This window comes from Trichocoleus sp. Lan (assembly GCF_039961855.1).
In the GTDB taxonomy this organism is placed as follows: Bacteria; Cyanobacteriota; Cyanobacteriia; order Cyanobacteriales; family FACHB-T130; genus FACHB-T130.
Map to the genome: position 1 here is coordinate 123799 of NZ_JAMPKA010000005.1, position 23733 is coordinate 147531.

Genomic DNA, 23733 nt, shown 5'->3' on the forward strand with positions numbered 1-23733 from the left:
GATGATTTTAAGCAGTCTTTAACTGGATGGCTGCTGACGTTGATAAAGCGACCAATACAGCCCTTTTTTTTGCATCAATTCTAGATGAGTCCCTTGTTCCATTAGTACTCCTTCCTCCAATACCAAAATCAAATCTGCCCGTTTGAGCGGCTCAAATCTGTGGGCAATCATAAAAACGGTACGGTTTTGGGAAATTGCTTGTAAATTTTGTAAAACTTGCTGCTCTGTTTCGCTATCTAAGGCGCTAGTCGCTTCGTCGAGAATTAAAATAGGAGCTTGAGATAAGAATAAACGAGCTAAGGCAATTCGCTGACGCTGACCGCCAGATAAAGCGGTGCCTCGTTCTCCGACAGGATTCTCGTAACCGTGGGTTAATTCGCTAATAAAGTCATCGGCGACAGCTAATCTTGCCGCTGCTACAACTTGTTCGGTGGTAATATCGGAATTGCCTAAAGTAATATTTTCCAAGATTGAACCGTTAAAGAGAAAATCTTCTTGGAGAACTACACTGATTTGTTGGCGCAGAGACGCTAAATCAGCACTTTTAATATCAAATTCATCAATGAAAATGCGACCTGATTCAACTGGGTAAAGTCGTTGCAAAAGCTTAGAAAGAGTGCTTTTCCCAGAGCCGCTTCGCCCGACAATGCCGACAAACATTCCCGGTTGAACGGTGAAGGTAATTCCTCGCAGGATTGCTTCTTGATTGGATTGATAGCGGAAGAAAACCCGATCGAAGGTAACTTTACCTTTCAGCGGGGGCAGAACTAGACCCGATCCGGGTTCCGCTTCCGGGGCGACGTTGAGAATATCTCCAATGCGGTCTACAGACAGTAAAACTTGTTGAAGATTTTGCCACAATTGCACTAAGCGTAAAAGTGGCCCGGTCATTCTTCCCGCCAGCATTTGAAAAGCGACTAGCTGACCAATTGTGAGCTGATGGTCGATGACTAGCGCGGCTCCAAACCAGAGAATGAGTAAGTTGGAAAAATCAGTCAGAAAGTCACCGATATTGTTACTAATATTGGAGGTGGTAGAAGCTTTAAAGCCGGTGCGGATGAAACGGGCAAATAAACCTTCCCAGCGATCGCGTGCGGTTCCTTCGGCTGCATGAGCCTTCACTGCATGGATTCCCGTCACCGTCTCTACCAGAAACGATTGACTATCCGCGCTGCGGTTAAAGGTTTCATTCAGCCAATTCCGGAGAATCGGTGTCGCCACCAATGTCAACATTGCAAATAGCGGAATCACTGCCAAGGCAACGAAGGTAAGCTTGACATTGTAGTAAAACATCAGCACCAGGTAGACAACGGCAAAGACGCTATCTAAGATGACAGTTAACGCCGTTCCGGTGAGAAATTGACGGATATTTTCCAGTTCTTGTACTCGCGCTACCGTATCTCCAACGCGGCGAGATTCAAAATAAGCTAGCGGTAGCCGCATCAAGTGGCGAAACAATTGAGCAGATAAACTAAGGTCTAAGCGTCGTGCAGTGTGGGTAAAGATGAATAGCCGCAAGATGCCTAGAATCGCCTCAAAGATAGCAACGCTCAAAAGCGCGATCGCCATCACATCCAAAGTCGGTAGACTTTCCTGCACCATCACCTTGTCAATAATCACCTGAGTGATGATTGGCGTCGCTAAACCCAACAGCTGCAACGTGAAAGACGCAACCAGGACTTCCCCCAGTAAACCCCGGTAACGCCAAACTGCCGGTAAAAACCAAGTAAGGTTAAATTTGTCTTGTCGCTGAATCAGTTCAACTTGCCACAGTTGCCCATCCCAAGCAGCTTCAAGTGAGGACAAAGGAATACTTTCGCAAGTTTGACTAGGGTTGAGGGGGTTAGCGATGATGACGCGATCGCCTTTTACCTCGTATACCACCACCCAATGTTCCTGATTCCAATGCAACAAAGCGGGAAAAGATAGCTGCTGCAATTCGCGCCCAGATACTACCAAGCGTCGCAGCTGTAGCCCTATTTTCTCACTGGCTTCTACAAGCTGTTTCGGGCGTTGTCCCCGCAACTGACGTTGTATCCACTCTAAAGAAGCTGGATTTTGTAAATATTGCGCCACCATTGTTAAGCAAGCAGCCGCTGAGTTAAGGCTAGAAACAAAGGGATAATTACTTACAGGTATCCTCGTTTCGGTTTCTATCGTTGCCTCTTCGCCGCTAGATTTCACACCGCTAGATTGCTGCCAAAAGCTATCAAGTTCTGGAGATGAAGCTTCGTTCCATAACGCCGTATCCCAACGCACTACCACAACTTCTTTGCTAGAGGCGATCGCTTTGAATCCCAGGAATTGCTGCAAGTCACCGAACCAATCTCCCTCGGCTAAAGTGGTTAGCGGTTTCGCCCCTCCTTCTTCCCGCAAACGCACCTTTCCAGACACAATAAAAAATTGGTCGCCTAGACGATCTCTAGACCAAATTTTTTCCCCCAAGCTGTAGTAGCGGATTTCGGCTTGCGTTTGGAATTTCGCTTGCTGTTCGGATGTCAGAAAGCTCAGAGGTGGAACATTCCCAGGCAAAATTTTAGCGAGTTCAACACTACTCAACTGATTTGCAGTTTCACCGTTAAGTTTTGAATTTTCTGTGCTAGCCATTGCTCAAAAAGTTCATTCTGTAGTGCTTCCTTTAGCTGACTATCTTCTAACGAAGCTGGCAGGAATTTCTCAACTCGAAACAAAGCCCAACGTTCTTCGAGTTTTAATGGCTCTAATAACCGCCCTGGACTCGCGGTATCAATCGCGGCTCGGATTTGGTCTGGAAGCGTTCCTCGGCTGACTGGCCCCATCATTCCATTTACAATTCGATCGTCTGTGAGAGAATACTCTTGCGCTAATTGTTCAAAGCTGGCTCCCTCTTCAATTTGGCTATATAATTCTTCAGCTAATTCTTGTTGGGCTACCACAAGACGAGAGAGTACAACTCGATCTAGAAATAGCTTGCGTTCAATGAAATATTCTTGCAGTTTCGGCTCTGCAATCTGAGCTTTGAGCTTGGTTAGCTGAAAACCAGATTTTACCTGATTGTGGAAGGTTTCGTAGTCGATTCTGTTACGAACTAGCCATTCTTGAAAACTCTTGGGATCTGCTAGATTTCGTTGTAAGCGAAAATCAATCGCTGCTTGCTCAATAGCCGCCAAGCTAATCTCTAGATTAAGTGCTTGTAGTTGTTGTTCTATAACATACTGTCGGAGAATCTCTCCGACAAAAGAAGTAAGTTTACCAGACAATTGCAGATATTTTAGAGCTTGTTCAAGGGAAATTGATTGGTCATTTACAAGCAGAAAATGTACAGATTCCATAAAATCAAGAATTGAGGGAATGTTTATCTTTTCTAAAATTATGAGTAATTATATACAGGAGAGATGTCCGCTCCACAAAAAGCTTTATCATAGACGCAATCTGCCGATTTTCTGTCTATGAGCTATTGCCTGAATTCAGGTTGCAACAAGCCTCAAAACCCTGCTGGCACAAACTTTTGTACAAGTTGCGGAACGAAGTTACTGCTCAAGGATCGCTACCGTGCGATCGCGCCCATTGGCGAGGGTGGATTTGGTAGAACTTTCTTGGCTGAAGACGCAGACAGGCTAAAAGCTCCTTGTGTAATTAAGCAATTTTTGCCAGCGCCAGAGATTCAAGGCAATTCAGCGGCAATGCAGAAGGCAACCCAGCTATTTGAGCAAGAAGCGAGACAGTTACTGCAACTGGGAGAACAACATCCACAAATTCCCAGTTTATTTGCCTATTTCGAGCAAGATAAACGCCTGTATCTGGTACAGCAATATATCGAAGGGCAGGAATTAGGTCAAGGCTTGGAACGGCAGGAAGCATTTACAGAAGAACAAATTCGAGACTTATTAAATGATTTGTTGCCCGTCCTGCAATTTGTCCACGAACATCAGGTTATTCACCGAGATATCAAGCCGACGAATATTATTAAACGTAAAAGAGATGGCAAATTCGTATTAATTGATTTCGGCATTTCCAAACAATTGACAGTCGGCACTGGTTTAACTAAAACAGGCACGAAAGCTGGCACAGAAGGCTACGCACCCATCGAGCAATTTCGCAGCGGTAAAGCTTATCCAGCCAGCGACTTATACAGTTTAGGCGTTACCTGCATTCATCTGCTGACAGCAACCAAACTTGATGAACTTTACGATCCATTAGAGGGCTGCTGGCTATGGAAAGAACATCTGAGGGAAAAGGGGAAAAATGTCAGCAGCCAACTGAGTCAAGTTTTGGATAAGTTACTGAAAGATTATGTGAAAGAACGCTATCAATCAGCAGATGAAGTGTTGAAAGACTTGAATGCTGTACCTACCCCACCACCGCCAAAACCACAAGCAACGACACCTGCACCACCACCGCTCAAGCCCCAGAATTGGAGATGTATCCGCACTTTCATAGGGCATTCAAGCTGGGTTCGTTCTATCGCTATCAGTCCGAATGGGCAGACTCTTGCCAGTGGCAGCAATGACAAAACCATTAAACTGTGGCAGGTGGACAGTGGCAAGCTGATTCACACCCTCACCGGGCATTCAAGCTGGGTTCGTTCTATAGCTATAGCTATCAGTCCAGATGGGCAGACTCTTGCCAGTAGCAGTCAGGACTACAGCATCAAGCTGTGGCAGGTGGACAGTGGCAAGCTGATTCGCACTTTCACGGGGCACTTAGATTTTGTTTTTTGCGTTGCCTTTAGCCCACATGGACAAACTCTAGCTAGTGGCAGTCAGGACTACAGTATCAAGCTGTGGCAGGTGGACAGTGGCAAGCTGATTCGCACTTTCACGGGGCATTCAAGCCGGATTTATTCGGTTGCTTTTAGTCCAGATGGGCAGACTTTAGCCACTGGTAGTAAAGACTACAGCATCAAGCTGTGGCAGGTGGACAGTGGCAAGCTGATTCGCACTCTCACGGGGCATTTAAGCCGGGTTTATTCGGTTGCTTTTAGTCCAGATGGGCAGACTTTAGCCACTGGTAGTGAAGGCCACACCATCAAACTTTGGTCGATGGACAGTGGTAAGCTGATTCACACTCTCACTGAGCATTCAAATTCGGTTTATTCGGTTGCTTTTAGTCCGGATGGGCAGACTCTTGTCAGTGGCAGCGACGACAAGACTATCAAGATTTGGCGGCGCGATTAACTGGACGAGAACTGTTGCAAAGCGCGATTAGCTGGGTAAGAACTGATGTAAAGCGTGATTAGCCGGGTGAGAACTGATCCAAAGCGCGATCGCTTCTAGTAAATTCTTTGGGCATTAGATAAAATTGAGCTGCAACGTGAAAGCGAGATACCCGACTTTTTTAAAAAGTCGGGTATCTGAAACATTGGCAATCATAGAAAAACAAAACCTTCTAATTTTTACCAAGAACCACCTGTATATTTTTCAACAATTCCTCTGAGGTGTAGGGCTTTGGTAAAAATGTTTTGACGTTATTTCCAGCGATTTCAGTTATCTGGTAATTAGATGTAAGTCCGCTAACTGCAATAATCTTGACCTGTGGATTGATTTTTTGCAAAGCCCGGATAGTCGTTATACCATCCATAGCTGGCATCATCATATCGACTAATACAGCGTTAATATCTTGCTTGTGTTCTGCATATAGTACCAATGCCTCCACTCCATCATTAGCGGTTAAAACCTTGTAATTATAGGTTTCTAGAGAAATTTTCGTAAGCTCTCGAATTGAATATTCATCATCAACAACGAGAATTAATTCTCCTTGTCCTCTAGGCAATTCATGAGGCAAGCTTTTCGTCTCATCTGGTATCGTTGCCTGCGTTACGGGTAAGTAAATATAAAACTGCGTTCCTTGCCCCACTTCGCTAAGTACCTGCACAAATCCACCGTGACTTTTAACGATACCCATCACCGTTGAAAGACCTAAGCCAGTACCTTGTCCTATCTCTTTTGTGGTGAAAAATGGCTCAAAGATTCTATCTATTATTTCCCTTGAGATTCCCATCCCTGTATCGGATACAGTAATGACAACGTAAGGGCCAACCTTAGCATCAAGATTCATCCGGGCATAGTGTTCATCAACCCACAGATTCCTGGCACAAAGCTCTAAAGTTCCCCCGTTTGGCATCGCATCCCTAGCATTTACACAGAGATTCATCAATACTTGGTGCAGCTGAGTTGCATCCCCAGAAATAGTCCAAAGATCGAGCATCGGGATATCGGTGCGGATTTCAATCGCTCTAGAAAACGTCTGTTTAACAATCTGCTCAATTTCTTTAATAATGTGCCTTACTTGCAGAGTGGTTCGCTTCCCTTCGACTCCTCGCACAAATGACAGCACTTGTTTAACGAGATCGGCACTTCGTTGAGTATTGGTTTCTAGTGTTTTTAGTATTCGCCGGCTCTGCTCATCCTGAAGTTTGTGTTCCAAGATTTGAACAGACATTAATACAGGTGCTAGGGCATTGTTGAGATCGTGGGCAATCCCGCTTGCCAGAGTGCCGATACTCTCCATGCGCTGTGCCCGAAGAAACTGGGCTTCGAGTTGTTTCCTCTCTGTAATATCGGTATTAACAGTTAAGATAAATTTGGGTTGTTCTTCTTCATCCCGAACGAGAGTCCAGCGACTTGCAACGATAATATTTTTCCCGTCTTTTGTGACTTGATGCAATTCACCCTGCCACTCGTTTTCTTGGGCAAGAATATTCTGATTTTTTTGGAGTTGTGGTGAAATTTCCTTGTATAAAAGTTGATTAGCATTCTTACCAAAAACTTCTTCTGTCTTCCATCCGTACAAACGTTCAGCCCCTTTGTTCCAAAATAGGATTTGGTTGTTCAGGTCTCGGACGAGAATTGCATCGGTTGTAATATCAAGCAAAGCCGCTTGTTCTTGGATTTTCCGATCTGCCTGTTTGCGCTCGGTGATGTCAAGGACAAAACCGACAACGTTTGGTTGAGATGGTTCCATCAGCGCTGCACCAATCATCACTGGAACGCGACGACCATCTTTGGAAATAAATTCTTTCTCGTAGGGAGTACAATTGCCAGAACTGAGGAATTGTGCGATCGCGTCTTCGTCTAAATGGCGATATTCGGGCGGAGTAATTTCATCCCAACGCAAACCTCCCGTTGGCAGTTCCTCCCGCTCATATCCCACCATCTGTAGAAAGGCATCATTCGCTTCGGTAATATTGCCCCGAAAATCTGCGAAAATAATCCCAATGATATTCGATTCAACCAAGCATCTAAATCGAGCTTCGCTTTCCTGGAGCGCTATAAATGCTTGCTCTCGTTCTGCTTCTGCTTGTTTGCGTTCGCATATCTCCTGTTCTAAACGTATATTTTGGTCTATCAGTTTTTTGGTCAAGCAACGCAGGCGTAGGTGGATGCTGACACGGGCTAAAACTTCTTCATGCTGGAGCGGTTTAGTAATGTAATCTACCGCCCCAAGATTCAACCCTTTGACCTTATCCACTGTCTCACTCAGCGCGGTCATAAAAATTACGGGAATATCTTGAGTTACTTGATTCGCTTTTAGGCGGCGGCAAGTTTCAAACCCATCTATTCCGGGCATGAGTACATCTAATAAAATTAGGTCGGGTGAAGCATATTCAGCGCTTTCAATTGCACTTTCGCCATCTTCTGCCACTAAAACTTGGAAGCCGGAATGAGCCAGGAAATCGAACAGCATTCCCAAATTGGTAGGAGTGTCATCAACGATTAAGATAACTCCTTTTTCAACCGTATCAACACTCATTCATACCTCTTAAATTCTTGAATAAACTATAAGACTTGTTTCTTTTTAAGACTTTAGCGAATTGACAAAATGGGTAGTATACGGCATCAACTGCCGATCCAAGGCCTCAAGGTAAGCGATCGCTCTACGACGCCTCTAAAATCGTCTTTCCTTGCCTAGATCGAGCAAGTCTGCGATTTCCTTGGCAGGCGGAGGGTACTCTTGACTTTGAATGCGCCACTCATCAGTTGAACTAATTGACAGCGAATTGCCAATTTTAATCCCGTTCCTTTTGCATCCGGTGCAATACCAATTCCTGTATCTTCCACCTGAAACTGGGTTCTCTCCGCCTGGTAGCCTACTTTGAAAGTTATAACGCCGATTTCTGTAAACTTGACTGCATTGCGAAGTAAGTTAATTAAAACTTGCCGCAACTAGATCGCCTCGCGTCTGAGGATGGGTTTATAAACTTCCTTTAATCAAGAGGATTTACCAATTCCTAACCGCATTTTTAAAGGGTTCCTTTTTTTCCCTTCATCTGGACTGCAAGCAATCCACTTTTGTATAGATTTTAAGATATTTTTCCTTATTTAAAATTACACCAAATCGTCAAGAAGCGTAACGAATTTATAAATCTTTTAGCTTTTGATAACCGAAACTTTTGTTTGTATTCTTAGTATTAAAAATTTATTAAATTTTCAATGTTTATTGCAAACGTCATATAAGAAACAGTTTTAAATGATTCAACCAACCCAATTGGATAGACAAATGTGGCGGTTTTCTTTACTCCTCAGAGATAACGCCTCGCTGGATAATAAGCTTAGGAGGCGAAAAACGTCATGAAACTCACAATACTGGTTGCCGCCGCTTTATCGGTGCCGCTATCGCTGGCGACGCCCGTACAAGCGGCAAATATGGGGCACGTCAAACGATTGCTGGAAACGAAAGAATGCGTAGGGTGCGACCTTTCCGGTGCTGATTTAAGCGGTGCCGACTTGAGAGAGGCGAACCTGCAACGGGCTAACTTAAGGAAAGCCAACCTAACCGGAGCCAATCTGGCTGGTGCTAACTTATACGTAGCGGACTTAGATCGCGCCCAGCTCAGAAACGCTAACTTACAAAATGCCATCCTAAGATTTACGCGCTTAACGGATGCCAACTTAGAAGGTGCCGACCTGCAAAAAGCGACTTTGAGATTTGCAAACTTGACAGGTGCCAAGCTGAAAAATGCAAACTTGCTTGGGGCTGACTTAAACAGTGCTACTTTATACCAGACAGATATCCGATGAAGGATTCTGCCTAGTGTCGTTATCCTCGATCATCCAGGTGCATTTGGAATTAAACGCGATCGCCTCTTTTAACTGCCGCACATCACCTGGCGCATAGTTCGCATATTCACAGGCAATTCTAGTTGCATTGCCTGTTCGATGAAAATTGACGGCACTGGGATATTGGGCGTTGCTTTTACTGTATAGGTGAGCAAAGTGCCATTCTCGTAATCTTGCAAACTTAAGTCAGCACAGAAATCGGTAAAAGTACCTTTTTCCAAGCGAAAATGAATTTCCTGCTGCACGATCTCAGACACACTCAGATAAGCCTCAACCTGAAGACTGAGAAACAGGAAAGTTTTCGTGGCAACTTGGTAAACACTCTTGGAACTCGTCCCTTCCGGTAAGCCAACAGGCGAGGAGACGTTGGAGTGCAGTACCTCAGAGTGAGTAACATCTGGGAAATATTGCACCCAACGGGGATAGTCTGTCACTTGCTGCCAAACGCGCGATCGCTCGATTGGCAAATACATTTGGGCAGTAACAGCACCCCCCCAAGTAGAACGCAATTGCGTTTCTATCAAAATCTCACCTTGCAAAAGCGCCGTTGAGTATCTCTTGCTCAGCGACAAGTCTGAGGCGGCATCCATCGAGTCCGACGGAAAAAGTATACTCATACTGACTCAGCTACTCCTCAATCAATAGTAATTCGATGTCAAGCTAACACAGGTTGTCTCAGACGTGGAAGGCAAGGTATGTTGGCTAATCTCCTAATTTGATCCTACATCGCTGTTTCAGCAACTCAGTATGTAACAATGATGACCATAATTCCTCAAGCATGTCAGGAGCCAAGGAACGTGAGTTGCTCTCCCAACCCAGGCACCGCAATTTTGTTGTATCGCTGGCATTGCTTTAGTGATTACAGCGATTATCGTGGTGCTGAAAGGATCGGGCGTTCTGAAGCAGCTTCCTGACTACGTCATCTGGGCGTTAGTTCTCTTTACCTTGGTTGCTGGTATCCTCGGCGGCATTTGCAGCTTGGGCGGACGTAGCCGATGGCAATATTCTGTTTTAACCATTTATTTGGTCGAGTCTGTGAGCCAAACTCCTAACCCTGAAACTCTGATTTCTTCCATTTTTGCCAGTGTTGTAGGGCTGACAATTGCGGTGTATCTGTTGCGAGGATTTGGAATTCTCACGTTCATCCCTGGCGGCGTTATCTGGATATTAATTTTGCTTTCAATTGCGAGTGGGATTACTTACGGCGTTCAGCGCACTCGCCGATAATTGCTTTCTTTTTCAAAGTTTGTTAAGTCATTTAGTATCTTTAAATACATTTAATATCAACCTTCGGGGCGATTCGCTGGAATTGTCATGTTCGCTATTCTCCAAGAGAAATTAACAAAAATTAAAAAACAAATTTCAGGAGAAGTGAATGACCGCGACAAACCCAACTACACAGCCAAGTGTTTCCACAGTAGAACGCAGTATCTCAGCCGTTTTCAAAGAGCGCGAACAAATTGAGAAAGTGATTCACCGCTTGCTCGATCGGGGGATTTCCCGCGACGATATTTCAGTAATCGGCAAAAACTTTCATTCCGAAACTCGCATTGCTGGATTCATCACCAAAAAAGATGTGATTTTAGGCGGGCTGAGAAGCGGCGGCATCTTTGGTTCCTTGTTTGGTTCAGCCCTTGGCTTGCTGACTGGTGTGGGAGTGCTGTTCATTCCTTTTGTAGGTTCAGTCGTCGCGGCAGGACCCATTGGTGCGGCGTTGCTGGGTGCAGCGAGTGGTGCTTTAGCGGGTGCAGCGGGCGCTGGTTTAGTTTCTGCTTTGGTCGCCTTGGGAATGCCAGAAGACAAAGCTGCCATTTATCAAACTCGCGTCGAAGCTGGAGATTTTCTGGTAGTTGTGGAAGTCCCAGCGAATCAATCCGGTGAAATTCAGCTGCTGCTAGAAAGTGCTGGTGGCGAAGAAGTGCATACCAACGAAACCACATTACCCCGCAAACGCGCTGGGAAACTGGAAAGTCCTAGCGATTTATCCCCGGAAGTTCGTTCTCACCTCTCAGAGGATGCTCAAAGGACATTTATTGCCAATTACAACAAAGCGCTAGAAGACTCTGGCGATGAATCCAAAGCGGAACATCATGCCTGGGATGTTGTTTCTGAGCAATTTGAACAAGATGAACACGGCTTTTGGTCGAAGGCTAAAGCAAAGCTGTAGCAACTGGGCGGTTGAAACCGCGTCTACACGAGAATTACCCTGCTGGCGTGGGTTTCAAAACTTTTGATTCGGCTTAAGGCAAGTGCGATTCAGCGATAGTCCTTGGCTCAAAACTTAAGTTTCTCGAAGATGAACAATGGGTTCTGCAAAAGCCGATGTAATTTCGATTACGTCGGCTTTTAGTATTATGTAGAGGCAAATGTTAAGGAGCGATAATGAAGAAGTATATATGTACAGTTTGCAACTACATCTACGACCCACAACAAGGCGACCCAGATAGCGGTATCCAACCGGGTACGGCATTTGAAGATATCCCGGAAGACTGGGTATGTCCTACGTGTGGAGCCACAAAAGGGGATTTTGAACCATACGACGGGTAGAGAGATGATATCGCATCTGTACGGAAAATATTCCGTGAAATCGGCAATAGCTTGATTGTGCAACCTTTAAAAGTAGTAGTGATTGGCGGTGGGGCAGCGGGGTTTTTTGGTGCAATTACCTGTGCCGAAACTTATCCCCAGGCGCAAGTAATTTTGTTAGAAGCAGGACGACAACCCTTATCTAAAGTTCGGATTTCTGGCGGCGGGCGATGCAATGTTACTCATGCTTGCTTTGACCCGGCTGGTTTAGTGCAATATTACCCCAGAGGCGGGAAAGCACTTCGGGGGGCTTTTAGTCGTTTCCAAGCTAAAGATACAGTCGTTTGGTTTAGCGATCGCGGCGTCCAATTGAAAACTGAACCGGATGGACGGATGTTTCCAATTACAGATAGTTCCGAAACTATTGTGGATTGTCTGTTTGAGGCAGCCAGGGCATCTGGAGTGCAGATTCGCAGGGGAACACCTGTTGATAAGATTTTCCGGCAAGTGACTTCATTGAATCAACCACTCGACACCGGCTTTGAGATCCAGTTGAAGTCAGGAGAGATCCTCAAGTGCGATCGCATTCTCCTCGCTACCGGCAGCAATCCCCAAGGCTACCGCTGGGCAAAAACTTTAGGACACACGATTGAACCACCCGTTCCCTCTCTATTCACCTTTACGATTTCCGACCCCCGGTTGCAAGATTTAGCCGGAGTCAGCGTGGAAAGTGCGCGGCTGCGTTTAGGTGTCGGTAAAACTCAGTTAGAACAAATCGGGCCATTACTGATTACCCACTGGGGTTTGAGTGGCCCTGCTGCCTTGAAACTGTCTGCTTGGGCGGCTAGAATGCTGCACGATTGCAATTATCGAACAACGTTGCAAATTAATTGGCTACCCCAGTACAACCCGGAAAAGCTGCGGGAAATGCTTTTGGCGGTTAAGTCCCAATTGCCCCAACGCGCCATTTCTACCAGTTGTCCGCTGCCCTTACCTCGACGCCTCTGGCAGAGTTTAATTGCTGCTGTGGGGATTAGTGGGGAACAGCGTTGGGCGGAATTATCTAATAAAGTTCTCAATCAGCTAATTCAAGAACTTTCCGAGGGTAAGTACCAAATTCAGGGGAAGGGTGTCTTTAAGGAAGAATTCGTTACCTGTGGCGGCGTCAACTTAAAGGAAGTGAACTTTAAGACAATGGAAAGCCGCATCTGTCCGGGACTTTACTTTGCCGGAGAAATCCTCGATATTGACGGCGTCACGGGTGGCTTTAACTTTCAGAGTGCCTGGACGACTGCTTACTTAGCGGGTCAGGCAATGGGCAACGAAGAAATTAAAAATTAAAAATTAAAAATTAAAAACCCAAAAATTTAATTTTTAATTGTGTCTTGGCGGTGCGAATACTTGATGAATCTCTTGTATAGCTGCCAATTCATTTACAGTTGTCCATGAATATGCCGATGAAATTTCACGAAATTGTCGAAAAACTGGGTACTACTGCCGCCTGCAATAGTTTGACCTCAAATACAGATTGCAACCCGGAAATTACGGGAGTAGCACCCGTCGATGAGGCTGCCATTGGCACACTCAGCTACATAGAGGGCGCGAAATTTGCGGCTTTTGTGGGAAAAACCTTTGCCAGTGCCTTAATTTTACCGCCGGATGAAAAGCTACAAGCACAAGCATCTGAGCGGGGAATTGCCTGGATTGCGGTATCCGATCCGCGATTAATGTTTGCCGCAGCGATCGCTCTTTTCTATAAACCCTTCCACCCAGCGCCAGCAATCCATCCCACAGCAGTCATTCATCCCGACGCCAAAATTGGTCAAGATGTTTACATCGGCGCTCATGCAGTCATTGAGGCGGGTACAGAGATTGGAAATGCTGTCATCATTCACCCGAATGTAGTCATCTATCCAAACGTGCAGATAGGCGATCGCACGGTATTACACGCTAATTGTTCCATCCACGAACGCACCCGGATCGGCGCAGATTGCGTCATTCATAGCGGTGCCGTCCTCGGTGCGGAAGGCTTTGGGTTTGTCCCCACCCCGACTGGCTGGTTCAAAATGGAGCAGTCTGGCTACACTGTTCTGGAAGATGGCGTCGAAGTTGGCTGCAATAGCACCATTGACCGCCCCGCTGTGGGAGAAACCCGCGTTGCCCACAACACCAAAATTGATAACTTGGTGCATATCGGTCACGGCTGTAAGGTAGGCTCTAACTGCGCCTTAGCCGGACAGGTAGGGATGGCAGGCGGCGTTACTGTTGGCAATCGCGTGCTGTTAGCCGGACAAGTAGGGATTGCCAATCAAGCACATATTGGAGATGGCGCGATCGCGACCGCCAAAGCAGGCATCCACAATGATATTGAACCCGGTGCCATTGTTACTGGCGTCCCAGCGATTCCCCACAAAGTATTCCTAAAAGCAGCAGCCATCTACCATCGTCTCCCGGAGATGTATCAAACTCTCAGGCAGCTACAACGACACCTAGGAGACAAGAAATAAAATTTACAGAAATGTATATACGGCTAAAGCCGTATATATTCATCTCCTGTAAAAGGCTTTTTCTATCTCTTGAGTGATAACAAACACAAGCAGGAGTTTCCAGCTATAGAGGGATTTGGATTCTCTTGATACTCGTATAAATTAAGAGTAACAAAAGAGGAGATTCACCCATGAAAAATTCAAACTTGTCTAAACTAATGAGTGCTGGTGTTCTTGCAGCTAGCGTCGCTCTGGTTCCCATGACCCTACCTGCTTCTGCCCAGACTGATACGACTACATCTCCCGGTACCACCAATACAGCTCCTAGCCAAGGCGTAGACAATACAAATACAAATACTGAAGGCGATCGCGGTTTTGATTGGGGTTGGTTAGGATTGTTGGGCTTAGCTGGTTTGGCAGGTCTTGCAGGTCGTAAGAATCACGAAACGACCGCTTACCGCGATCCCAACGAAGTCGGTTCCTCTACTTATCGCCGCTAAAGCTGATTAACAGCTTGTTCATAGACATTTATTGTCTGTCCGTCACTTTTAAAACCAATTTGCTGGATGTCGTCCTGTTGGAAATCCATCGATTGGAAACATAAGAACAGGAGATTTAAACATGAAAAATTCAAACTTGTCCAAATTGGTGAGTGCTGGTGTTCTTGCAGCTAGCGTCGCTTTGGTTCCCATGACCCTACCTGCTTCCGCCCAGACCGATAGTTCAGCTCCCGGTACCACCAATACAGCTCCCGACACCACCACCACTGCTCCGAGTCAAGGCGTAAACAACGCCGATTATGAAGGCGATCGCGATTCTAATTGGGGTTGGTTAGGATTGCTGGGTTTAGCTGGTTTAGCTGGTTTAGCTGGTCGTAAACACGACGACCGTGTAGCTTACCGCGACCCAAATGAAGCCACTTCTTCTACTTATCGTCGGTAAAGTACAACAGAAGTTTCGCCGTAGTTACGTAACATTGACAACTACGTTTTAGAAACAACTTTAAGAATTCCTGGTGGAGACAAACATCCATCAGGAATTTTGTTATTTATATTTTTTGCTAATCTAGCAATCCTCTTGAATGTGCATGAGCCAATCGGGAATACTGACAAGAACTTATTGCCGATGCTCTATGACCAGCTTGCACAAATGATGTTGATTTTCACGGCTTTGCTGAGTTATTAGCCGCTTTAGGATGCTGCCTGCAATTCATTGAGACGTACCAAAACCTCGCTACTGTGAATTGCAGGATTGATCCCTGTAAATGTCTCGCGTAGCACTCCCTGTGGATCGACAATGAAGGTGTGGCGCATCGAGACAAATCCAATCCAAGAACCGTAAGCTTTGCTCACCTTGCCATCTGTATCCGCCAGCAGTGGAAACTTCAGCTTTTCTGAATCGCAGAACTTGGCATGAGAATCAACAGAATCAGCACTGACGCCAATAATTTGAGTATTTTTATCCAGGTATTTCGGCAAGTCTTGCTGAAATCTGCGGGCTTCTAGAGTGCAACCAGAGGTGAAGTCTTGGGGATAAAAGTAGAGAACCACCCATTGACCCCGGTAATCGGAGAGGGAGACTTCGCCATCGCCGGTATTTGTTGGCAGGGTAAACTCTGGAGCCGATTGATTTACTGCGGGCAGCTTGCCGCCGAGTGCAGCCGCTGATGGTGTAATGCTTAACCAGGTGATGAGGGCGAAAAAACTTGCGAATAGAGTATTGAGGAAGATGCGACGAGAATTCATGATGAAAAGCGAAAACTGAACTTAACATAAGTTTACAGTTTTAATTCGCTCTCCACTTTTATCTGAATATTCCTGGTTAATGGGGGTCGCAGTCTGTCAGGCTTGCCCGGAAGGGTTCATTGAACAGAGAGGCAAGGGTTGAGCGTGTTTGGAATCAAACCATCAAAATTTTAATCAAGTAGAGGCGCAAAACTTTGCGCCTCTACTTGAACTCAGGAAATGACTGTATTAGTCTTTTTGGAGTTCTTTTTTAGATTTGTAGTAAACCTTCGCCCCTGTATCCGTTACAAAATGACAGGAAGGGTTAGAGCGTAGGAAGGCTTGGAAAACTGACCGATTGGATTTTCGGTAGTAATTACCCAAAATGGGTTTAATCGCCTCAGTCGCTGTCTTCAGGTGGTAGTGAGGAATGCTAAGGAATATGTGATGAGCTACATGGGTGCCAATATTATGGTGAATATTATTGATAAACCCATAGTCGTGGTCAATCGTAGATAAGGCACCCTTGAGAAAATACCAGTCTTTCCCACGATACCAAGGAATATCCGGGTCGGTATGGTGCAGAAATGTTACCAATGCCAGCCAGACGACAAAAACCTCGTAGGGGCCTACATAATATTTGACTAGCCACATCCAGCCCCACTGATAAGTTAACCAGCCCAAGCAACCCAGCATCAGCGTCCAGAGGGTTGCGCTAGTGATGACATCCCATTTTTCTGAGGGTCGAAACACAGGGTTACTGGGGAGAAAATGAGAGCCAGGCTTTCCAGGAGTCCCTTTAAACAAGTACAACGGATAAGCCACCAGTAAGGCTAAGGCATTAAAGCGGACAAATTTTTCATACGCGGGCATCTCCCGATACTGGCTTTCTGTAACGGGATACCAGCTTTCATCCGTGTCAATGTTGCCGGTATTTTTGTGGTGAGTTCGGTGGCTGATACGCCACCCATGATACGGCACGAGGATGGGAATGTGTGCCAAATGCCCAATCAGGTTATTTACCCATTTTTTTCTGGAAAAAGAACCGTGACCGCAGTCGTGTCCGACGACAAACAACGCCCAGAACATCGTTCCCTGCGCCAACCAAAATACAGGCCAAAACCACCAGGAATCCAGGTAGCTAGCAATCGCGTAGAGGATGCCGATTATCCCTACATCCACTAGAAAATAGAACAGCGATCGCTTGGTTGAGGGCACAAAGCACTCTGGGGGAATGGCGGCTTTCAAGTCTTGAAGGGTAAAGGGGGGTTCTGAGTGACCCAAGTATAATTCTTCTTCGACAGGATTATTTAACTCTATGAGCTTAGATTGCACGAAGTTTCCAATTTTACGTAACTGTAGACCAAAAGGCATTATTCTACAGCCGCGCCATCAGTGCAATTAACGCTATAAAGACCGATTAGTCAAGAGTATGGCTGTTGTTTACTTACAAAATCTATTCTGTGGAAAATGCGGTTGCTCATGTAGCATTTAGTATGGTATAGAACAAATACACTTTGATGCAGCCCTTGATGGAGGGACTGGCTTGAACGGGTTCGCAACTACAGCAAGTCGGGGCAACCAATCGGCTCCCTCCGGCATGAAGAGTTTCCGGGAAGCGATCGCAATTGACAGGTTAAACAGTCATTCAACAAAAAGAAACTGGTTAAATCCGGAAAAATCTGCGGAAAAATCTTACCTTAGGGTGTAGTAAGACCCGTCTTGCCAGAAAAGCCGTGTCCTCTCCAAAATCAATTGCTTATAAGATCGGGCGATTAATCATGTGGAAACCCTCTCAAAGCCGTACCACCCTGATTGTTCTATCCAGCTCCCTGGCGTTTGGGATTCTTGGCTGTAATAACGATGCAGCAAGCCCTCCTAGCCCACCAGCCGCCTCAGCCCCAGCAAAGCCTGCTGCTAGCGCAAGTCCCGTAGCGGCTGTTGCCAGTTCTGCTGCGACTCAACCGGCTAAATCTGCCTCAACAGCTAAGCCAAAAGCATCAACGGCGACTAAAAAAACACCCGTTAACCAACCGATTAAGACTGGCCCTGACACTTATAACGAAGCGATTGATACTGCCCTTGGCGCGATCGCGATTAGTGAATCTGCCAAAAGCCGAGATGATTGGCAATTAGTTGCCAGCCGGTGGCAAGAGGCAATTGAATTAATGAAAGCTGTACCAACTTCTAGCCGCAACCATGCGATCGCTCAAAAGAAGCTGCCTCAATACCAGCGCTTTCTAGCCTCGGCTCAGAAACAAGCGGCTCCTCCGCCCAAGCCCAAACCCATTGGACCTGCAATCGTTAACAAACCCTTTTTCACGGTTCCCATCAAACGCCGACAAGGCGACACGATTCCTGTTGTTGACGTGACATTTGATGGCAAAAAGAAATATGAAATGTTTCTGGATACAGGGGCAAGTAAAACGTTGATCACCCGACAGATGGCTTATGACCTAAAGGTAAAACCTGTAGGAATGGCGAACGTAAAGACGGCGAATGGAGTGGCTGGGATATACTTTGGGTTTGTTAATTCGATTCAACTGGGTGGGAATCTCGTCAAAGATGTGCTGGTAGGAATCGGACAACCCGACTTGGACATTGGACTGCTAGGACATGACTTCTATGACGGCTATGACATCACCATTAAAAAAGATGTGGTGGAGTTTCGTCGCCAGCGCTAAAGAACGAGCGCGATTTTAATGGGGTACAGTGTATTTTGACTCCCTACTACCCTACAAAAGGCTACCGCGTACGCACAAGTCGGTGGTCTTCCTAAGCCCCGCTCCGTTTGCGAAGCATATGCCGTTAGGCTATAGCCCAGAGGGGCTTTGAATATGGCTTTCCTTCTCACCCCTTCGGAGTAAGCAAGCTACTTAGGAAAGGGGCGGGGACTTAGGTCTGAGAGGGCTTTGAGCAAAATTAGTCACTGTACTCGACAAGGGGAGGAAGCTGGATTTTCTGACTTCTGTTTCCGAAAAGCGGACGCTTGGGGCGTCAACGTGCCATTTAGATAGATAGCGATCGCACCGATTGATATTTATTCCAGGAATCACTCCAGAAAAGCTTCGGAACGGGTGCCAAAGTCATAGAGTGGTTAAGTGGGTTATCAAAACTGGCTATGCCAACACTGACACCAGACCAGCGCAATTACTACTACCTCTTAGAAGCGGAACGAACTGGCATTCACAAGCCGATTCTGGCAGCGCTTTATCAAGTGCTATCTTCACCGCAGTTTTCGGACGGAGAAAAGGGACTGGGCATCTCCCCAGCGAATCGCATTCCTCTACAGGAGGTGGATTCTTTTCCCAAACAAGTGCAATATGCTGCCAATACCATCCGCAGTTTAAGTAATAATCTGGTTGCTCAGGGGTGGAAAGGAGCGGATCTGTGGGACGCAGAAAAAGGGCGCTACAGCGATCGCTTTATTCAAGCTGTGGCTGATGGTTATGCACCGCCAGCAAGCGAACCGACAGCAGCGCGGTTGGAAGCCAGCGATGCCAAGGCGTTACTGCAAGCGTACCTAAAAGACATCGAAACCGATTTCAGTGCGGAAGGCTTGCCCCACAATCTTGCCTACCTGGATAAGGCGCTACTGACCCTAGTGGAGCGAGTTCCAGAATACTATACTGGCTTGCCTCATCAACGGGATGCTGCCCTGGAAGTGGTGCGGATGTGGCGTCAGATGGATACAGAAGAAGCCGCGATCGCGTCTTTGCTGTCTCCTGGCACTGTCATTGGCGATAACTTCGAGGAATCCCAGATGGATGTTCCTCTCAAGCAATTTATCCAGCGAATTTCTCCCAATTACTCCGGTTATCCCTATCAGCGAGAAGCCCTGCTGCGGCTAGCCCAGCTATGGCGTCAGCTAGAATCGCGGGAAGTTGCGATCACTTCTTTGAAAAACAACACCTCCGCCGATACAGGGATTAAAATTGTCGATCCGGCCCTGATTGCCTTTATCCAGCGCATCCCGCACTATTATCAAGCTTCAGGCAACCAACGCAACGCGCTAACTGAATTAGTTCGGATCTGGCGAAAGTTGGACTCTCGTGCTTCCGCGCTGGCATCATTGGGAATCGACCCTCTACTGCTGAGTGGCACGACAAGCGATCGCACCAGGTTATCGAGTCTTGCCGCCCAGCTAGATCGAGAATTGCTGAATTTTGTTCGGCGTCTGCCGATTGAATATAAAGAAATCGACCACCAACGAGAAGCTTTAATCCGCCTGGTTCAACTTTGGCGCGATTTGGCAACCAGAGATCAAGCCATTCGCTCCTTATTTGAGGATCTCAAACGCATGAATCAGGCACGGAAAGATTCTCCGGACGCCGCACCCAAGCCTGTCCCAATCGCTGTCGCCAAGCGTCCCGACAGGTGGACGCTAAGGAATATTCAGCTGTCTGCCCCCATCGTTCCGGATGGCAACTTTACCTGGGCAGAAGCTACCCACGGCGGCACCCGGATGCCTCCGAACCAGGCGACGCTGGATGCCATGATCCGGATTGCGAGACTCGCACAAAGGGCACGCGATCGCATTGGGCGACCCTTCATCATTACTAGCTGGTATCGACCTCCAGCGATCAATCGTGCAGTTGGTGGGGCAAGATACAGCCGTCATATTGTTGGAGATGCAATAGACTTTCTCTGCGAAGGTCTTTCTGGCGATCAACTTTACTGGTCTCTTGACCCTTGGTGGCCCGGTGGTTTGGGTCGTTACACCAGCTTCCCGAACCTGTGTCATCTTGATGCGCGAAGCTATCGGGCACGCTGGCGAAACTAAAGTGAGGCACAGACGTACACAAAAGCTCTTTTTTCCATCAATGGTGAGGGGTTAGGGTTAGCTGACAAATCTTTCCGTATAGGTTGGGTTTCACGCTGTTGAACCCAACCGCAGCCAGCGTTTCGTTGGCTCCGTGCGGGAACGAAACCCAACCTTATATTTGTACTTCCGCAAGGAAACTCCAAAACATTTGGCTTTTTCAAACCTGCCAATCTTTGCCGGTTTCCGGAGGAGAAAACAAAAATTTAATCTACGGTTTGCCTATCGGGATATGAAGGTATACAATAAAAACATTCTGCTAGAATCATGTCCATAGTAAAAACATTTCTATACCTATAGATAGATGAGCGATCGCATTGGACACTTAAAACACACCTGGGTACAATCTCATAATCCTTCACATCCAGCATTGAGATTGCAACAACAACAAACAGAGCCGATGTTCTACTATTTTGCTTACGGTTCTTGTATGTGCCCGGTCGATTTAAAGCGTACATTCGGCGAGAACACCCATAGTTACGTGATTGGTGCTGCCACACTGAAAGGATATCGGCTAGGATTTTATCGTCGCTCAGCGCTTCGCAATTGTGGTGTTTTAGATATGGTGAAAGATCCATCAGCCTCAGTCGAAGGAGTTCTGTATCGATTACCCTGGAGATTGAGCGATCGCTTGGATGAACGAGAAGAAGTTCCTCAAGGCGGTTATCGCCAGGAAATGGTCAACGTTTCCTGCCAAGATCGGACATATACCAACGTTCGTACCTACGTTGTCGTTAACAAATTAGCAGAAGAACTCGCCCCCAACGACTGGTACTTCAACGTTGTCCTGCGCGGTGCCTTAACCTGCGGGCTTCCAGAACAGTATTGCTGGCAACTGTTTAACCATATGCATCAGTTACAACAGCGCCACTGGGTCTCATCAGTCTCTACAGTTCGTTTAGTTAGCGGTAATTGATCGTTCGTCATTCGTCATTAATAATTCGTTTTTGGTCAGGAATTCTGAGCAAACACCCAAAAGCTCATGACAACTGACAATTCCCCCGTGTTTATTATTTATTAAAATACTTGTATGGTGGGTAATTTTCACCCTCATTCTAGGTATTGCTAGGCTTAAAATGTAAACATACATTTTTTGTAAATTCTTGGTGTATGTTTACAAAAGCAAAATTTCTAAGCATATTATTAGTAACATTCATTATTGTATCCGCTATTCATATTTATTCCAAAAATGGTTCAACAATTCCTCAAGTTCAAGTACAAAAAATAATAAACAGAGAAAATACAGCTAATAATTTATGCGATTGCCAAAGCCAAGAATGCCAATTCAGCATAGAATTTATCAGAACGGATCATCAAGGGAATACAAAGGCTAAAGGTGCAAATTATGTTCTTATTTTTGATCCAAAATCTCCTAAACTAGATTTTAAGGTCAGTCTTGCTTTAGCCCATGAAATTTATGCTAAAGATGCTAGAGGAAGATTCCGCAAAGAATATGTTCCAAAACAGTTTCATGAAATTATAGCCGATGATAATGCAAAACTAAATGGCAGGAAACCGATTGCAGCCATTAACGGGGATTATATAGATCCTGAGAATAAACCCCAAGGTTTGAACATTTCGAGGGGGGTAGAATATTCTGGTTTATTTAAAGATAAGCGGTCTTCTTTTGGCATTTCAGGAGGCACAGAAGAGCGAAAAGCGACAATTCAGATTGGGAAAAGAAACAAGCAAAATTTAAACTATAACTTAGTAGGAGGAAATGGAAGATTTTATAAAGATGGAATATTTAAAGATATTTGTAATGACTTGGGAGAATATGCCTGCCAACACGAAACCAGCCGCTCAATGGCAGCGATTACTTCCAAAGGCTATGTAATTTTATTGGTTAATAACGTCGAAACCGATGGGCCATTGTATCCAGATAAGTTTGATGATGTCCTGAAAGGAATTGCTAAAAACCACTGTTTAGGAAATATTCAGGAAGCGATGTTATTTGATGGTGGGTTTTCAACAGCTTTTTACTATAACGACAAAATCTATGTAGAAAACTCTAATCCAATTGGCTCAGTTTTCTTAATTTATAAAACCGAGTAAAACTTTATTAAGCTACTTTTATATTTATAAGTCTCAAGTTTCATCTGCATTTTCTATACAGTCTTCACAGTGATATTTTTTAGGTTACACTTTGCAAGCGGCGTTTAGGTTTATGCAACCGAGTTTACCTCTCATCGAGTATATTGCTATACTCTATTAATTTACTTAAGTTTACTTTTTATCTCAGACAGAGACTTTTCAGTTTCTTTGATTTTTGCTTCTTTTTTTAATTTTTCTAATTTCTCATCCAAAATAATTTCTATCCCTTTTTTTAGACTACTAAAATGATTCAAGCAATCTTCTTCACTTAACTCATGAATTCCTTTACTTAGAATTGAATAAATAATTGTATTTTTAACTAATGATTCAGGCAAAATATCTTTCAATAAACCGATTTTTTCATTAACTCGACTACTGTTGTAAAATTCTTCGTCCCATGCATCTGTTTTTTTAGCTTCTTGATGAGCTTCTTCGACTAAATTTTCAAATATTCTTCTTAAATAAACAAAAGAGCCAATACCGATTTTATGACTGACAAGCCCAATAGCCCTACTGAATTCCTTATATTTTGTTTCACCTAATACTTTTCTATACTTTCCTATCTCGGTCATATTCAAATCAGCAATTGAAGGATATTGACCAATTTTTTGAATTGTACCTTCGCATACTTTAAAACAAAAATGCATCCTATGACTGTTATCCCTGGCGCAGGAAAAATTGACATTAAATATTCTATTATTTAGATTAGATTCTTGCCAACGAATTAGTAAAGGATTTTGATTTTTAGCATTAGCAAGTATTTTCTTGTCTTTAATCGATTTTGACAAATGTCCTAATATAGGTTCGTTAATACCAACCATTTTCTTGAAGGTACTTGGCTTTTTACAATTCAGGCAGAAAGCATCAATCGAACCTTTGAAATTTTCAATTTCCTTAATTAGTTCGGAATTAGGCTCTACTTCAAAAGAACCATAAAGAGGAATTTCCAGAAAAAACTCTATAGGAGAAGGAAATTCATTGTTTAAATTTGCCACCTTTGATACTCCTTGGTAATAAAACTTAAAGCTAAACCTATACCCTAG

General features: G+C 45.1%; 22 protein-coding genes. 14 read left to right on the top strand and 8 right to left on the bottom strand.

What is annotated here, in order from left to right; all coding sequences use genetic code 11:
• Nucleotides 1–18: 18 nt before the first annotated feature.
• A complete protein-coding gene (locus NDA03_RS06460) occupies nucleotides 19–2607 on the bottom strand; it encodes a type I secretion system permease/ATPase (RefSeq protein WP_348237618.1) in 2589 nt (862 codons plus the stop codon).
• Nucleotides 2556–3311: a peptidylprolyl isomerase gene (locus NDA03_RS06465; protein ID WP_348237619.1), complete on the bottom strand. Its 756-nt coding sequence runs from the start codon at nucleotides 3309–3311 to the stop codon at nucleotides 2556–2558. Before NDA03_RS06465 ends, NDA03_RS06460 begins: the two co-directional genes overlap by 52 nt.
• A 117-nt stretch (nucleotides 3312–3428) precedes the next feature.
• On the opposite strand from NDA03_RS06465, the gene NDA03_RS06470 reads away from it, so the two are divergent.
• Nucleotides 3429–5156, top strand: a complete 1728-nt coding sequence (locus tag NDA03_RS06470) for a serine/threonine-protein kinase (protein ID WP_348237620.1) — start codon at nucleotides 3429–3431, stop codon at nucleotides 5154–5156.
• Nucleotides 5157–5367: 211 nt separating this feature from the next.
• Here NDA03_RS06470 and NDA03_RS06475 read toward each other — a convergent pair whose 3' ends face one another.
• Both NDA03_RS06475 and NDA03_RS06480 read right to left on the bottom strand, forming a co-directional pair.
• On the bottom strand, nucleotides 5368–7731 hold the full coding sequence (locus NDA03_RS06475; RefSeq protein ID WP_190536236.1) for a response regulator: 2364 nt from the start codon (nucleotides 7729–7731) through the stop codon (nucleotides 5368–5370).
• A gap of 155 nt (nucleotides 7732–7886) precedes the next feature.
• Entirely contained in the window at nucleotides 7887–8144 is a 258-nt protein-coding gene (locus tag NDA03_RS06480; protein ID WP_190536235.1) for an ATP-binding protein, read from the bottom strand.
• A gap of 405 nt (nucleotides 8145–8549) precedes the next feature.
• On the opposite strand from NDA03_RS06480, the gene NDA03_RS06485 reads away from it, so the two are divergent.
• Nucleotides 8550–8999 (top strand): pentapeptide repeat-containing protein, encoded by a 450-nt coding sequence (locus tag NDA03_RS06485; protein ID WP_190536234.1) that lies wholly within the window; start codon nucleotides 8550–8552, stop codon nucleotides 8997–8999.
• Nucleotides 9000–9067: 68 nt separating this feature from the next.
• Here the strand turns inward: NDA03_RS06485 and NDA03_RS06490 are convergent, their stop codons facing one another.
• On the bottom strand, nucleotides 9068–9655 hold the full coding sequence (locus NDA03_RS06490; RefSeq protein ID WP_190428625.1) for an SRPBCC family protein: 588 nt from the start codon (nucleotides 9653–9655) through the stop codon (nucleotides 9068–9070).
• Between the two features lie 418 nt (nucleotides 9656–10073).
• Here NDA03_RS06490 and NDA03_RS06495 point away from each other — a divergent pair, with 418 nt between their 5' ends.
• From NDA03_RS06495 to NDA03_RS06525, 7 genes are all read left to right on the top strand, one after another.
• A complete protein-coding gene (locus NDA03_RS06495) occupies nucleotides 10074–10265 on the top strand; it encodes a hypothetical protein (RefSeq protein WP_190412750.1) in 192 nt (63 codons plus the stop codon).
• Between the two features lie 148 nt (nucleotides 10266–10413).
• Nucleotides 10414–11205: a ChaB family protein gene (locus NDA03_RS06500; protein WP_348237621.1), complete on the top strand. Its 792-nt coding sequence runs from the start codon at nucleotides 10414–10416 to the stop codon at nucleotides 11203–11205.
• Between the two features lie 215 nt (nucleotides 11206–11420).
• A complete protein-coding gene (gene rd, locus NDA03_RS06505) occupies nucleotides 11421–11585 on the top strand; it encodes a rubredoxin (protein ID WP_190536233.1) in 165 nt (54 codons plus the stop codon).
• A gap of 51 nt (nucleotides 11586–11636) precedes the next feature.
• Entirely contained in the window at nucleotides 11637–12905 is a 1269-nt protein-coding gene (locus NDA03_RS06510) for an NAD(P)/FAD-dependent oxidoreductase (RefSeq protein WP_190412753.1), read from the top strand.
• Between the two features lie 116 nt (nucleotides 12906–13021).
• Nucleotides 13022–14071, top strand: a complete 1050-nt coding sequence (lpxD, locus tag NDA03_RS06515; protein ID WP_348237683.1) for a UDP-3-O-(3-hydroxymyristoyl)glucosamine N-acyltransferase — start codon at nucleotides 13022–13024, stop codon at nucleotides 14069–14071.
• Nucleotides 14072–14241: 170 nt separating this feature from the next.
• Nucleotides 14242–14550, top strand: a complete 309-nt coding sequence (locus tag NDA03_RS06520) for a WGxxGxxG family protein (RefSeq protein ID WP_190412755.1) — start codon at nucleotides 14242–14244, stop codon at nucleotides 14548–14550.
• A 121-nt stretch (nucleotides 14551–14671) separates the two neighbouring features.
• Nucleotides 14672–14992 carry a WGxxGxxG family protein gene (locus NDA03_RS06525; RefSeq protein WP_190439742.1) on the top strand — a complete coding sequence of 107 codons (321 nt, stop codon included), beginning with the start codon at nucleotides 14672–14674 and terminating at the stop codon, nucleotides 14990–14992.
• Between the two features lie 248 nt (nucleotides 14993–15240).
• Here NDA03_RS06525 and NDA03_RS06530 read toward each other — a convergent pair whose 3' ends face one another.
• Nucleotides 15241–15795 carry a peroxiredoxin gene (locus tag NDA03_RS06530; RefSeq protein ID WP_348237622.1) on the bottom strand — a complete coding sequence of 185 codons (555 nt, stop codon included), beginning with the start codon at nucleotides 15793–15795 and terminating at the stop codon, nucleotides 15241–15243.
• Between the two features lie 228 nt (nucleotides 15796–16023).
• The gene (locus NDA03_RS06535; protein WP_348237623.1) at nucleotides 16024–17109 is read right to left on the bottom strand and encodes a fatty acid desaturase; all 1086 of its coding nucleotides are present in this window, start codon (nucleotides 17107–17109) and stop codon (nucleotides 16024–16026) included.
• Between the two features lie 211 nt (nucleotides 17110–17320).
• Between NDA03_RS06535 and NDA03_RS06540 the strand changes: the two genes are divergently transcribed.
• The 5 genes from NDA03_RS06540 (at nucleotide 17321) to NDA03_RS06560 (ending at nucleotide 22651) form a co-directional block, all read left to right on the top strand.
• Nucleotides 17321–17485, top strand: coding sequence for a hypothetical protein (locus NDA03_RS06540; protein ID WP_348237624.1), 165 nt, complete (start codon nucleotides 17321–17323; stop codon nucleotides 17483–17485).
• Nucleotides 17486–17555: 70 nt separating this feature from the next.
• Nucleotides 17556–18458 carry a retropepsin-like aspartic protease gene (locus NDA03_RS06545; protein WP_190412760.1) on the top strand — a complete coding sequence of 301 codons (903 nt, stop codon included), beginning with the start codon at nucleotides 17556–17558 and terminating at the stop codon, nucleotides 18456–18458.
• Between the two features lie 437 nt (nucleotides 18459–18895).
• Nucleotides 18896–20557 carry a D-Ala-D-Ala carboxypeptidase family metallohydrolase gene (locus NDA03_RS06550; RefSeq protein ID WP_348237626.1) on the top strand — a complete coding sequence of 554 codons (1662 nt, stop codon included), beginning with the start codon at nucleotides 18896–18898 and terminating at the stop codon, nucleotides 20555–20557.
• A 343-nt stretch (nucleotides 20558–20900) separates the two neighbouring features.
• Nucleotides 20901–21512: a gamma-glutamylcyclotransferase gene (locus tag NDA03_RS06555; RefSeq protein WP_348231625.1), complete on the top strand. Its 612-nt coding sequence runs from the start codon at nucleotides 20901–20903 to the stop codon at nucleotides 21510–21512.
• Nucleotides 21513–21706: 194 nt separating this feature from the next.
• The gene (locus NDA03_RS06560) at nucleotides 21707–22651 is read left to right on the top strand and encodes a phosphodiester glycosidase family protein (RefSeq protein WP_348237627.1); all 945 of its coding nucleotides are present in this window, start codon (nucleotides 21707–21709) and stop codon (nucleotides 22649–22651) included.
• 161 nt (nucleotides 22652–22812) lie between these two features.
• Here NDA03_RS06560 and NDA03_RS06565 read toward each other — a convergent pair whose 3' ends face one another.
• Complete coding sequence (locus tag NDA03_RS06565; protein ID WP_190439769.1) at nucleotides 22813–23685, bottom strand: short-chain dehydrogenase; 873 nt, start codon at nucleotides 23683–23685, stop codon at nucleotides 22813–22815.
• Nucleotides 23686–23733 lie beyond the last annotated feature (48 nt).

Excerpts from the sequence above, each read along its gene's own strand:
- lpxD (WP_348237683.1), top strand. The coding sequence starts at position 13,022 with ATGAAATTTCACGAAATTGTCGAAAAACTGGGTACTACTGCCGCCTGC.
- NDA03_RS06475 (WP_190536236.1), bottom strand. The coding sequence starts at position 7,731 with ATGAGTGTTGATACGGTTGAAAAAGGAGTTATCTTAATCGTTGATGAC.
- NDA03_RS06560 (WP_348237627.1), top strand. The coding sequence starts at position 21,707 with ATGTTTACAAAAGCAAAATTTCTAAGCATATTATTAGTAACATTCATT.
- NDA03_RS06545 (WP_190412760.1), top strand. The coding sequence starts at position 17,556 with ATGTGGAAACCCTCTCAAAGCCGTACCACCCTGATTGTTCTATCCAGC.
- NDA03_RS06555 (WP_348231625.1), top strand. The coding sequence starts at position 20,901 with ATGAGCGATCGCATTGGACACTTAAAACACACCTGGGTACAATCTCAT.
- NDA03_RS06525 (WP_190439742.1), top strand. The coding sequence starts at position 14,672 with ATGAAAAATTCAAACTTGTCCAAATTGGTGAGTGCTGGTGTTCTTGCA.
- NDA03_RS06470 (WP_348237620.1), top strand. The coding sequence starts at position 3,429 with ATGAGCTATTGCCTGAATTCAGGTTGCAACAAGCCTCAAAACCCTGCT.
- NDA03_RS06485 (WP_190536234.1), top strand. The coding sequence starts at position 8,550 with ATGAAACTCACAATACTGGTTGCCGCCGCTTTATCGGTGCCGCTATCG.
- rd (WP_190536233.1), top strand. The coding sequence starts at position 11,421 with ATGAAGAAGTATATATGTACAGTTTGCAACTACATCTACGACCCACAA.
- NDA03_RS06500 (WP_348237621.1), top strand. The coding sequence starts at position 10,414 with ATGACCGCGACAAACCCAACTACACAGCCAAGTGTTTCCACAGTAGAA.
- NDA03_RS06490 (WP_190428625.1), bottom strand. The coding sequence starts at position 9,655 with ATGAGTATACTTTTTCCGTCGGACTCGATGGATGCCGCCTCAGACTTG.
- NDA03_RS06550 (WP_348237626.1), top strand. The coding sequence starts at position 18,896 with ATGCCAACACTGACACCAGACCAGCGCAATTACTACTACCTCTTAGAA.
- NDA03_RS06465 (WP_348237619.1), bottom strand. The coding sequence starts at position 3,311 with ATGGAATCTGTACATTTTCTGCTTGTAAATGACCAATCAATTTCCCTT.
- NDA03_RS06530 (WP_348237622.1), bottom strand. The coding sequence starts at position 15,795 with ATGAATTCTCGTCGCATCTTCCTCAATACTCTATTCGCAAGTTTTTTC.
- NDA03_RS06460 (WP_348237618.1), bottom strand. The coding sequence starts at position 2,607 with ATGGCTAGCACAGAAAATTCAAAACTTAACGGTGAAACTGCAAATCAG.
- NDA03_RS06520 (WP_190412755.1), top strand. The coding sequence starts at position 14,242 with ATGAAAAATTCAAACTTGTCTAAACTAATGAGTGCTGGTGTTCTTGCA.